General features: G+C 53.8%; 10 protein-coding genes. 4 read left to right on the top strand and 6 right to left on the bottom strand.

What is annotated here, in order from left to right; genetic code table 11:
* Positions 1 to 80: 80 nt before the first annotated feature.
* A complete protein-coding gene (locus tag SJY13_RS07300) occupies positions 81 to 347 on the bottom strand; it encodes a potassium channel family protein (protein WP_377189575.1) in 267 nt (88 codons plus the stop codon).
* 423 nt (positions 348 to 770) lie between these two features.
* Between SJY13_RS07300 and SJY13_RS07305 the strand changes: the two genes are divergently transcribed.
* Positions 771 to 3,419 carry an AsmA family protein gene (locus SJY13_RS07305; RefSeq protein ID WP_377189578.1) on the top strand — a complete coding sequence of 883 codons (2,649 nt, stop codon included), beginning with the start codon at positions 771 to 773 and terminating at the stop codon, positions 3,417 to 3,419.
* A 247-nt stretch (positions 3,420 to 3,666) separates the two neighbouring features.
* Positions 3,667 to 4,077: an ester cyclase gene (locus SJY13_RS07310; protein WP_377189581.1), complete on the top strand. Its 411-nt coding sequence runs from the start codon at positions 3,667 to 3,669 to the stop codon at positions 4,075 to 4,077.
* A 280-nt stretch (positions 4,078 to 4,357) separates the two neighbouring features.
* On the opposite strand, the gene SJY13_RS07315 is transcribed toward SJY13_RS07310, so the two are convergent.
* From SJY13_RS07315 to SJY13_RS07325, 3 genes are all read right to left on the bottom strand, one after another.
* Complete coding sequence (locus tag SJY13_RS07315) at positions 4,358 to 5,971, bottom strand: arylsulfatase (RefSeq protein WP_377189584.1); 1,614 nt, start codon at positions 5,969 to 5,971, stop codon at positions 4,358 to 4,360.
* Positions 5,972 to 6,384: 413 nt separating this feature from the next.
* On the bottom strand, positions 6,385 to 7,227 hold the full coding sequence (locus SJY13_RS07320; RefSeq protein ID WP_377189587.1) for an SDR family NAD(P)-dependent oxidoreductase: 843 nt from the start codon (positions 7,225 to 7,227) through the stop codon (positions 6,385 to 6,387).
* Between the two features lie 36 nt (positions 7,228 to 7,263).
* Positions 7,264 to 8,076: an SDR family oxidoreductase gene (locus SJY13_RS07325; RefSeq protein ID WP_377189590.1), complete on the bottom strand. Its 813-nt coding sequence runs from the start codon at positions 8,074 to 8,076 to the stop codon at positions 7,264 to 7,266.
* 158 nt (positions 8,077 to 8,234) lie between these two features.
* Between SJY13_RS07325 and SJY13_RS07330 the strand changes: the two genes are divergently transcribed.
* Complete coding sequence (locus SJY13_RS07330) at positions 8,235 to 9,125, top strand: AraC family transcriptional regulator (RefSeq protein ID WP_377189593.1); 891 nt, start codon at positions 8,235 to 8,237, stop codon at positions 9,123 to 9,125.
* A 183-nt stretch (positions 9,126 to 9,308) separates the two neighbouring features.
* Here the strand turns inward: SJY13_RS07330 and SJY13_RS07335 are convergent, their stop codons facing one another.
* Together SJY13_RS07335 and SJY13_RS07340 are read right to left on the bottom strand one after the other, a co-directional pair.
* Positions 9,309 to 10,127, bottom strand: coding sequence for a DUF2189 domain-containing protein (locus SJY13_RS07335; protein WP_377189596.1), 819 nt, complete (start codon positions 10,125 to 10,127; stop codon positions 9,309 to 9,311).
* Between the two features lie 391 nt (positions 10,128 to 10,518).
* Positions 10,519 to 11,276 (bottom strand): IS5 family transposase gene (locus SJY13_RS07340; RefSeq protein WP_377189599.1). Its coding sequence is split into 2 segments (ribosomal slippage): positions 10,519 to 10,955 and positions 10,955 to 11,276, totalling 759 coding nucleotides; the frame shifts between segments, so codons are not numbered across the junction.
* Between the two features lie 50 nt (positions 11,277 to 11,326).
* Between SJY13_RS07340 and SJY13_RS07345 the strand changes: the two genes are divergently transcribed.
* Complete coding sequence (locus tag SJY13_RS07345; protein WP_377189602.1) at positions 11,327 to 11,701, top strand: hypothetical protein; 375 nt, start codon at positions 11,327 to 11,329, stop codon at positions 11,699 to 11,701.
* Positions 11,702 to 11,938 lie beyond the last annotated feature (237 nt).

Genomic DNA, 11,938 nt, shown 5'->3' on the forward strand with positions numbered 1-11,938 from the left:
AATCCAGGCCGCGGCTTGAGATGCACAGACGGGCCAATGCCTGTGCAGGAACTCGGTTTGGCTCATTTGAGTGCAGTCTATTAGTCCGCTTTTTTGTCGTCTTGGGACAAGATTGTATCTGCCACTGTGGTCGCAGCGGTAACGAAGACACCGAGGCCCACGATGATGTAAATCATTGTGAAGATCTTCCCTGCCGCGGTTTCAGGTGAGAAGTCACCAAACCCTACGGTCGAAATTGTCACTACAGAAAAGTAGATTGAGTTGAGCCAACTCCAACCCTCGACAAAGTGGTAAAAGACCGAAGCCCATAAAATCATTCCAACCGTGAAGGCAAGAATGCCTTTCACTCTACCGTCTTTGAAAGCGACGCCTATCCCTCGTGTTATTCTGGTTAGTGAGTTCATCCTGTCCTCGTCGTTTGAAGAATTCACATATAACAGTAATTGGATAAATGTGGGAAATCGAAGAAATCTGGCTGCCAATAGCTTGGGGGATGCGTCGAGCCGCTGAAGTCGCAACCCCTGCAACGTGTCCAGTTCTGGTCGGTCAAACTCGCTTCAAGCCAGCTGATTGGAAGCTGGGTCAGCGGTACAAAAGTTATTTTGTCATCTACCCGTGATTTAGCTGTCCGACCAAATCAGCGAGAGTTATCAGCTGTACGGTCAAGATCATTCAGAGGTCGGGAAATTTACCGACCAAATAATCCATTAACCTAACAAATAAATGGTTTAGGTTGCCCAAGGTATGAATCGGAACATTAGGAGAAAAGCGTGCGATACGTTGCAAAAGGTGTATTGGTTTGTTGCGCTGTCGCGTTTGTGGCTGTGTTAGCAGCTTGGCTTTTCCTGTCTTCTACGTTGTTTTCTTCTGTAAGGACCACCTTCGTTGAAAACCTGATCTCCAAGAAACTTGGTCAGGACGTCATCATAGAGGATGAAGTGCGTCTGGGCCTTGGCCGGCACTTGCAGGTGTCAGCGGCGGGGCTGGTACTACCCGGTTCGCGGAGAGCGAACGAGAATCTAGCAGCAATCGACGAACTTGAGTTCGAAATTTCCACGCGCGACCTCTGGAACAGTAATCTATCGCTGAGCAACCTTTCTTTCTCGGGCGTGCACCTGAACCTGATCACAGGCAAAGACGGCGTCGGAAACTGGCAGTCCCTTTCCCAATCAGATGTAGAAGCCGGGCAAGCTGCTAAGTCTCCGAAAATGCCTTTGGCTGGAGTTCTAACGGACCATAAAATTGACCTGACCGATATCACTGTTTTTTACCAAAACGATCTAAACGGGCTTGAGCTGGATCTGCAGCTTTCTGAGCTGCTTCTAAAACGCGATACGGAAACCGACGTTGCGACCGCAGTTGGGGCCGGTTCGCTAAACGGAAAGAGGTTTGATCTGAACGCGACATTCCCTGCGGAAGACCCGTTTCAGGTAGCGGTGAACTTCGAACAGATTTCGATTACCGCAGAGGAATCCCCCATAGAAGACGGGCTGCAAGTGAAGACGACCCTAGAGGTTGTAGAACTTGGCCAGCTTCTCGATATCCTGAAGCTTGACCGTGTCCTGGAAGGTTCAGGGAGTATTAGTGCAACATTCAATTCGGTCGACGGCGTTGCCCGGATTGATGATCTAAGTGTTTTGACGGAGTTGGATGGCGGGCAAAGCCTCTCGCTGACAGGACAAATCGGAGAATTGGGGAACCCGGAAGACGTATCGCTGACAACCCGCATTCGGTTGTACCCTGAAGATGCTGAACCGGGCACAGCCGCATCGCGGTATGATCTTAAACTTATCGCGGTCGACATGGTTATCGACAGCGTCCCCGGGCGGATTCCGCAGCGGCAAATGGTCATTAAGACCAACGGATTCACATTGGACACGTCTGGCGAGGGTCCGCCTCCGATCAAGTTCTCCGAACTTTCCAGAACACCAGAAGGCGCCTTAAGGGTCGGAAGCATCAACTTGAGAATTGGGAACCCGGCTGATCCGTTTATCATTTTGGACGGTTCGGTCGATGACGCTCTGCAGTTACAAGGAATATCAGCAGAAGGTCTAATGGATATTCCAGCAAGCAGTTTGATCTCACCAGAACTGTTAGGACCGGACGACCAACTCGGCAGATTTTCCGGCGACTTTCATTTGAATGGCGACATCAATCAGGTATCGCTGACGAATTTGGATGGCAGGACAAGCGAAACGGAAGTCTGGAACCTCGAAGTACATGGCACTGTCAAGAATGTACTCAAATTCGAGGACCTGGATTTGGCAATCGATGTTGAAGTCCCATCAGGTGCAGACCTTTTGGAGGCACTATCGCTTGATCGCGTGGAAACCGGACGGGCTCGCCTTGAGATTGACCTCGCTAGCGAAGGCACCGATTGGAACGCGAGTGCCAATGTCGAGGTTTCTGAATCTGTCCTGGAAATTGTCGCCGATCTTGATGATGCAACAAGTGATCCTGTGCTGAAGGGTTCCATAGAGAGTGACCTGATAAAGATAGATCATATTCGAGCTATCATTCAGGCCGCCGCACAGTTGCGGAAGCTAGGCGGTACGGAGCCCGACGAGGAAGACGTCAATCAAGAAGCAGATGACACTGGCCCTTTGAGAGATGTGACGCTTAAACCAATTGGGCGTTCAGTTCTCTTGTCCGGTATGGATATGGATGTCGACATTGACCTTCGGCACATAGAGGGCGCCAAAGGCATTAGCAGTTTGCAGAGCGAACTGACGCTTAACAAAAATGAGCTTAAGGCCGGACCTTTGAAATTTGAATACGGTGGCGCTCATTTCGACGTCAGCGGGCAAATGGATCTATCGAACGACGCGCACCTGCTCACGTTGACCGGCAAGGCAGGCGGCTGGCAGCTGGATGATATTCTTCACGGTCTGAACTTCAAAAAAGGTGCAAGCGGTACGATCTATGCAGATTTTTCGGTGTCAGGAGGAACCAATTCACCCAAGCACTTTGCCAACAGCATGAACGGCAACGCCACAGTTTCATTGCGTGATGGCTCGATCGAGACCCAGCTTTTGGATTTGGCGGGGCTGGGTGTGCTACCTTGGGTGTTTACCAAAGAAAAACAAAAGGTTGCTCCGATCGTGTGCTTGCGCGCGCCGATTAGTATCTCCAATGGAAGTATTTCGACGAAACAAACCACCTTGGAAACGGATCATGTCCAAGTTGTGGTCTTTGGCGGCGTCGATGTGGCTGGCAAGGTCTTGGATTTAGATCTACAGCCCCGCAAGATTGGCGAACCTCTTTCGAAAAGCCCCTGGCCAGTGACTCTAAAAGGCCCGCTAGCTAAGCCGAAAATCAAGGTCAAGGACGGCCCGAAGCGACTGAAACGATCAGATGGTGCAGACAAAATGCCTGCCAAAAGAAAACTCTGCGTCCCGGATATTTTACAACTGCAGTAGTAGTGGTGGAGGCAGTTGGTTCAGGAACAAATCTAGAATTAAAGAAAGATGACAATGCTCCCGAAAAGGGATTTCCGCTTTGAGCCCAAAGCAGTCTTTGCAATATCCAGCATTCGCCGTTCCCATCGGCATGTTAGCAATGTGTCGGCTTGAGTTTTTTTGGCATACGACCGACTTTGCTGTACACTCGCCACACTGCTCTGTCGAAAAGCTGAATGAATGACCAACTTCTTTGGGGGGAGGAACTATGTCAATCGAAACGACCGCACGAGAATTTTTTGAAGCTTGCGAGACTGGTAAGGGTTGGGAAGGGTGCAAAGGCTGTTGCCATCAAGGCGCTACTTTCTCAGCTCAGGCCGATGCGTTAGCTGACATATCTACTCTGGAGGGTTATGCGGATTGGATGAAGGGTTTGCTGACACCTATTCCAGATGGTCATTACGAGTTAAAGTCATTCTCGACTGATGCAGATCGTGGCGTCGTAACTGCATTTGCCGTATTTCACGGTACCCACTCGGTAGACGGGCCCGTGCCAGCGACCGGAAATAAGGTTGCGGCCGATTACGTCTATGCGATGGAGTTCGAAGGCGAAAAAATTCGGCACATGACCAAGATTTGGAATGACGGTCACTCGTTAAAGCAACTCGGCTGGGCTTAACCGCTGTAGGATGATTTGTGCGCTAGCGAGCTGAAATGGCGGTGAGCGCTTTGTCCGCTCATCAGCCATTTTCAGTCCGGTGCTGAATGTCCAGTTTTCGGGGATCTCAACATGCTGAACGAGCGAAACCTAAAATGGTGGTGGAGGTCCGGTGAGCGTGAGCTCTTTTAGTTCAGGGTGCTGCTTCTGCAGCGAATGGCGGCAAGGCAGACGCTAACGCGGAAATTTTAAGGTTGGGCCAATGTCCGGTAGGGCTGTATAACCGGGATTAGGTTTGGGACTAGCCCTCTGCAGTCTCAATCTTCCAGGCGTCCAGTAACTTCGGGAGTGCAATCTCCCAATCCAAAACCCCGGATTGTGCTGCCCAGGAAAGGTATTGGCCTTTCAAATCCGCCTCAAGCGTCGGAGATGTGCCAGCCAGATTGTTCAATTCCGTACGGTCTGTCTCCATATCGTAAAGCTCCCAATCTTGCGAAAATTGACGCACCAGTTTGAATTGCCCGAGGCGAATTGCTGCGTTTCCTTCATGTTCGAAGAAGATCGGTTGCTCGCGTCCCCAGTCTTTTCCTCTGAGCAAGGAAAGCAGGGATTCACCCTGCATAGGCTGGATTTTGTGCCCTCCAACCTCGTCTTGATATGTGCACCCTGTCGCCTCAAGGATGGTCGGCAGAATATCCACAACGTGACAGGCAGCATGGGCCGTGTTTCGGGTTTTGAACCCTTTGGGCCAATGCGCGACCAGTGGCGTCGATATCCCACCTTCGTGCACGTAATGCTTGAACAGTCGAAATGGCGCGTTGGAAACATTGGCCCAAGGTTTGTCATAGCTTTGATAGGTCAGTGCACTACCAGGCATAACGTCGGGGCGATTGCCCATCTCGATCTTGCGACCGTCGGAGGTGGTGGCTGGGAAGAACTTGGCCCAACCATCTTCGGCCATGAACTCGGCACAACCACCGTTGTCGGACAGAAACAAGATCAGCGTGTTGTCGAACCTGTCCATGCGTTTCAGCTCGGCGATCAGACGGCCAATGGACTGATCCATCCGGTCCACCATTGCGGCATAGGTCGCCATTTTCCGGGCTTCCCAGTCCGTGTTTTTCTCTGCAGTCCACGGGTGAACCTGGTCATCGCGCGGTGAAATGTCCCAGTTGGTCTGGAACAGCCCCATGGCATTCATCGTCTCGTGCCGCGCAGTGCGAGTGGCGTCCCACCCGGCGTTATAGACTCCGTCGTACCGGGCGATGTCTTCTTCATGCGCGTGAAGCGGCCAATGCGGGGCAGTATGTGCCAGATAGAGAAAGAACGGCTGATCTTCGGGCGTTTCTTCGATCATGCCGACCGCTTTGTCGGTGATCGCGTCGGTGAAATAGAAATCATCGGGGAAGGTCTCGACCCGGCTATCGTCTTCCAACATGTAATGCGGTGAAAAGAAATGTGTGACGCCATCGACAATGCCATAAAAGCGGTCAAACCCGCGCTGACGTGGTGTTGGGTGCTCGACATCGCCAACGCGCCAACTGTCGACCTCGCGGGCCATGAAATCCCCCGCGACATGCCATTTCCCGGACATCAGCGTTCGGTAGCCGTTCGCTCTGAGGTGCTCTGCAATCGTGGCGCTGTCGTTGCGCAAGAACCCTTGATAGGCAGGCGTGCCAAGATTGGCCCCCATGTGACCAACGCCTGCGTTGTGAGGATACAACCCAGTCAGCAACGACGCGCGGGTCGGGCAACATCTGGCGCAATTGTACATGGCTGACAACATGGTGCCGTCGCGAGCGAGCGCATCAATGTTAGGTGTCTTGATTTCGGAGCCCGTAACGCCAAGATCCGCAAAACCCAAATCATCAGCGAGGATCAAAATAGCGTTTGGTCGTTCGCTTACCTTTGGCATCGTTTTTTCTCCAGAAAAGTCTGAAGAAACGTAGGATTGTACAAGCGCAATCACAACAATCTTTAGTTACATGAACTGAAGGCAGCCACGAAGGTACGCGTTTGAAGGGTTCGCTTCGTCAGCACATATTGAGTGCAGACTGAGCTAAATCTTGTACCAGCAGCGAACGGCAGCTTCGACGGGCCGCACTGCAGCACTTGGGGTTTGTTTGAACGGCAACAATGGGCCGTCCACAATCTGTGTAGGACAGGGCGGGCAACCGATGCCGTATCGCATCTGAGGTCCGGTTAGAGCCCGAAGTCTCAGATTCCGCGCTTCGTACGAATGTCCGCTAGGTAATTCGACGAGGTGTAAGCCTTGTGATTTGGATAGCAGTTTCGTTGGCTCCATTTACGGCCGCCCTTTTGGAGCGGCTATTCCGAGACCTCGTGGGCGGCAAAGGCATCCGCATAGTCAGGATGCCAGCGCGACAGCGCGGGCCGGTTATGGACAATATCACCCAGGGCCCATTCGATGCGTTTCCTGTCGCGGGCTTCTGAGACATCGTTGTCGGGGCAGAGAATATAGAAATCTCCGTTCGACATGCGCTGCAGCAGATAGTCGATCGCCTCGTCGCTTGACCATGCCGCCGCGGGCTTTTCGGGCATGAACTTCTGGATCATGCCCGTGTAGGTAAAGCCGGGCACAAACAAATGGGCGCTGATCTCGGCACCCGCCTCGCGCAGCTCGTGGGCCAGCATCTCGGTCATGACCTTCACAGCGGCCTTGCTGGTGTTATAGGCGGTGTTTCCGGGCGGCGTGGTGATCCCCTGTTTCGAGCCTGTGTTGATGACCACGGCAGGGCGTGCTGCGGCGATCATCCGCGGCAGGAAGGTGTGCACTCCGTTCATGACGCCAAACAGATTGACCTCTATCAGTTTCCGCCAGTTCTCGCTGTTTTCCCAACTGCCGGTCGGCAGCGCAATCCCGGCATTGTTCATCAAGACAGCCACCTCTCCGAGTTCAAAGACCTGATCGGCGAGATCCGTCATGGCTGCGGCGTTGGTCACGTCCGCGGGGATCGCCCGAACCGTCTGGGATGTATCCGCCAGTTCGATCAAAACCGGCTCGGCCTTGTCCAGTGCCTCTCCTGGAAGATCGACCAGCACAACACCCAGACCCGCCTGCAAGAACCGTTTGGCCGCAGCGAAGCCCACGCCGCTTGCCGCCCCGGTGACAACGGCTAGGCCGCCTTTTTCGATTGCTTTTTGGTACATGTTGTTCCCTCTCTTGATGACGGGTCACGTCGTGTTTCAGGGCGCCATCTTTTGTTTAATGCCCCCGATAAACGCCGCATCGTCCTGTTGTTTGCGGGCATCCAGCAAAGCCTCGGCATCAGGTCCTGCGCGATACCGCAAACGGTCGCCGGTGTCGTTGGCCGCGTCCCAAATCACCTCGGCAACCGTCTCTGGCGCAGAAGGGTTCGATGCGAGTTTGCCGAACAGGCGCCCCATAGCTTCGGCCATCGGCACGTAGTCTGGCAGATTTTCATCCATAGCAAAATCGAACGAGCTGCCGCCGAAATTCGTCTGGATCATGCCAGGTTGAACAATACGCACCCGTATGCCAAACGGTTCCAACTCGTAGTGCAGGGCTTCGGACAGACCTTCCACCGCAAACTTGGTGCCGTGATAAAGCGCGCCCAGCGGGAAGGTGATCTGCCCACCGATGGACGAGATATTGATCACCGTGCCGGAACGGTTTTGACGAAAGTGGGGAAGCACCGCTTTGGTCACCTCCATCAAGCCGATCACGTTGGTGTCGAACTGGCGTCGGATGCGGTCCATCGTAAAGGCTTCGAGCGCGCCATAGGCCCCATAGCCTGCATTGTTCAGCAAAACGTCGATCTGTCCAAAGCGTTCGATGCCCTCTGCCACGGCCGTCGCGATTGAGTCGGCGTCCGTCACGTCCAGCCGCGCCAGGTGGACGTTCTCCAAAATGGCAAGATCCGAGCCGCCGGTAGGGGTCCGCATCGTGGCAACGACGTTCCATCCCCTGGCCTGGAAATACCGGGCCGTTGCCGCGCCGATACCGGACGACGCGCCGGTAATTAGAATGGTCTTCATATCTTTGATCCCCTGATGCCTATGAGCACAATACTCAAGAATTCTGTGGGAATCTTTTTCTATTCTCCAAAATTTTAGCACAATTCTCCAGAAACGGAGTTTTTCTAAGATATAAGGCGGCGTCCATGCTAAAGGAGGACAAACCAAGGGAGGCGGACATGGAACCCCAGGATTTGTTGGACTACGTTTCGACACTGCTTGACCAGAAAGGGATCGGCCAGGGCGTTCTTCAGCATGAAGATAGCGGGACGGTGTTTCTGACCCATCCGGCGCCAACCCAACAAGAGGCCAATGTCTACCGTCCTCTTTTGTGTGCGGTGCTGCAGGGCGCAAAGGAGGTTGGCACCAGCACGAGAATCCTGACAGTTGGGGCTGGGCAATCACTGATCGTCAGCAATGCCTTGCCCGTGGTCTCGCAGGTTACCAACGCAACGCCCGAGCATCCCTATGTCGCACTCGTATTCCCTTTGGATCTGGATGTGATGCGCGCCTTGGCGTCGTCGCTGCCACCGTCATCTGGTGCCCGTGTATCGGACCCGTTTTCGATTTGCCTCGCAGATACGGATGATGCGATACAGGACGCGCTGTTGCGCTATTTCCACCAGTGCGAAACCGATGAGACACGGCGCATGCTCGCCCCCATAACAGCGCGGGAAATCCATGCCCGCCTGTTGATTGGCAAGCATGGCGGCACGCTTCAGAAACTGGTGTGGCATGAAAACGTGGCCAGCAGGATCTTTGCAGCGACACACGAAATCAGCTCTGATCTGGGTCGGTCACTGAGTGTTCCCGAGCTTGCCGGGCGTGTTGGTATGAGCAACTCGGCCTTTTTTGAGCAGTTCAAGGCGGTCACTGGAACGTCTCCCTTGCAATACCAAAAGGACCTGCGGTTGATGCAGGCCCGCAACGAGCTGCGCACAACCGGGTCGAAAGTGTCCGAGATTGCCTATGGCGTCGGATACGAAAGCTCGGCCCAGTTTTCGCGGGAATATGCACGCAAATTCGGATGCTCCCCAAGACACGATCGAGTTTCTATGGCCGTCCAATAAGGCAAAAAACAACAAATTCAAACGTCACAGCCCTATTACGGACAAGAGCCTTTCAGCCCGACCAATTTCCGAAAGCAGCCGTTGGTGCATTCGCAGCGAATGGCCGGTTCGGTGAAGCTGCACCGCGGCGCAGTCTGACACGATGAATGGCTGGAAAGGGCCGATCTCCGATGGCTGAATAGACTACTCCTCTGCAGGTGACACGGCCCGATTGTAGAGATGCCATGTGGTGTGACCGAGAATTGGCAGGGTGAAGATCAGGCCCAGAAACGCCGGAACCAGTGACAACAGCATAGTGACTGAGATGATCGCCGCCCAGGTGAGCATGACCACCGGGTTTTCCGTGACGACGCGAATGGAAGTTAACATGGCGGAGACGAAATTTGTTTCCCGGTCGAGCAACATGGGCATGGCAACGACGGTCACGGAGAACAGTGCAGTCCACAGAATTGCGCCTACACAGGTTCCAATTGCAAGGAAGGTCCAGCCTTGCAGTGTGAAGAATACGGTGTTCAAAAACCCGTCAAAGTCCGAGAAAGAAGTATTCTGCAGGATGATCGCCAGCCAAAGCCGAACCTGATAAACCCACACCCAGAAAATGAACAGGGTGACAAAGGCCATCCAGCCCATTTCGCGCTTGCGTTGATTTGCCATGGCGGTGAGAATTTCTGACCAGCCAAAACTCTCTCTCTTCTGCAATCGGCGGGACATTTCATAAAGCCCGGCCGCGGCAAAAGGTGCGACCAGCGGAAAGCCTACAATGGCGGGTATGATCATCCAAATCTTGCCGAGCCAGACGAAGCTCCAAACAAGCAAGATTCCGAAAACCGCATAGAACAGGCCGAAGAAGCCGCTCATGACGGGGCGAGCCAGAAAATCGGAAAACCCGGCCTTCAGTGACGCGGTAATATCACCCGCCGTCACCTTATTGACCTTTGGCATGGCCTGCTGCTGCGGCGTCAGATTGTCCGGTGGTGTGGAGCCTTCGGACTTGGATGTCATGACGCACTTCTCCCTAAACATGGCACGGCGCTGGTCTTTTTGCCAACAGAGCTAACTGTGAAACAGACATCCCTCTTTCGCATAGAGAGTGCATCAGGTGAGGCATAAGGGCAAGGCGGGAGTATGGCAGCTACGTCTCGCAAATTGTAAGTTCGGCCAGCTCAAGATTTCGCTGTTGCAGCGAATGTCTCCTTCGACGGGCCGCATTGCAGCATCGTCGCGCCGAGTCGAGTGTCCGCAATGGGCCGGGTCTCCACATCGTCAACGCCTTGCTGACCTACACTCGCTTATCATCCGATGAGATTAAAGTTATCCCCGTGCCCGGTTTTGCTAGTGGATTGAGGTAGCCATGTCGTTGATGTGGATTCGCGTTTCTTTCTAGGGTCAGGATTTATAACCAGTAGATGACGGTTGCCGCGAGTGCGATGGCTGACAGAAAGACCTTTGGGCAGCGGTCATAGCGGGTCGCCACTCGCCTCCAATCCTTGAGCCGGCCAAACATGATCTCGATGCGGTTTCGCCGCTTGTATCTGCGCTTGTCATATTTGACCGGCGTCTTGCGCTGCTTTCGGCCGGGTATACAGGCGCGTATCCCCTTGTCTTTCAACGCGTCTCGGAACCAGTCGGCGTCATAGCCGCGATCCCCGAGCAGCCAGTCCACATTTGGTATGCTGCTGAGCAAAGCCCGAGCACCGATGTAATCACTGACTTGCCCGGCGGTTACGAACAGGTTGAGCGGGCGACCTTGGCTATCGCAGATAGCATGCAACTTGGTATTCATGCCGCCCTTGGTTCTACCGATCAGGCGGCCACGCCCCCCTTTTTTGCGGCCATACTGGTCGCCGTACGGTGTGCCTTGAGATAGGTCGCGTCAATCATGACCGTCTTCTCTTCGCCGTGTTTGGCGGCCAGACCGGCCATAATCCGTGCGAAGATGCCTTTCTCGCTCCAACGCTTCCATCGGCTGTAGAGGGTCTTATGGGGGCCGTAGGCTTCCGGGGCGTCTCGCCAGCGCAACCCATTGCGATTGATAAAGATAATCCCGCTCAACACCCGTTTGTCATCTACCCGAGGCTTGCCATGTGACTTCGGAAAGAATGGGGTAAGCTTGGCCATCTGCTCATCGGTCAGCCAATAGAGGTCGCTCATGTCACCGCTCCGTTTTCAGAGCCGTGAATCACGCATCGCAGTGAAAATCAATGCATCCTGACCCTAGTGACAAGGCTTCCGGGCCAGGCGCAACACGCCGATGCAATTTCTATGATGGAACTGATGTGGTTGAAGAGTTCCTCAGCGTTGAAGACAAACGTCAGGTGCATGTACAGATACGCGAGTTTGCCGCTCCGATGAAAACATTCGAAGCTAAGTTCTCAGTCGTGCCGACGCCAAGCGGAGCGACGCAAGTATCGATCGAAATGAACTACGAGATGAAGATGAGTGTGTTCGGCGACGTATTAGACCTGTTGGTGATCAAGGGCAAAATGACGAAGCTGTTGAACAGTGTGCTTGCCGGACTGGATCACCATATTACGGCTGGTGAAACGATCGGCAAAGACTTTGTCGACGCCGCATAATTTCTCCAATCAACGAAAATCTCTTGGCTGCCGATAGGGTTGTCGGCGGCCAACAGGTCAGCATATTTGTTGATGATACTGGCACATTTCCACCATTCGGTAGACCCTAGCTTGCCGGGATGGCCGGTCGAACCAAAACTGGCGGAACGGCCCTTAGCGGACCTTCACCCTGCCTTCTAGATGCTGCGGTCGCAGCCCGCTATCCGGACATTCGCCGCTGGTGCGAAATCTTGGTCA

The sequence above is a fragment of the Ruegeria meonggei genome (genome assembly GCF_042768335.1).
Lineage (GTDB): Bacteria > Pseudomonadota > Alphaproteobacteria > Rhodobacterales > Rhodobacteraceae > Ruegeria > Ruegeria meonggei.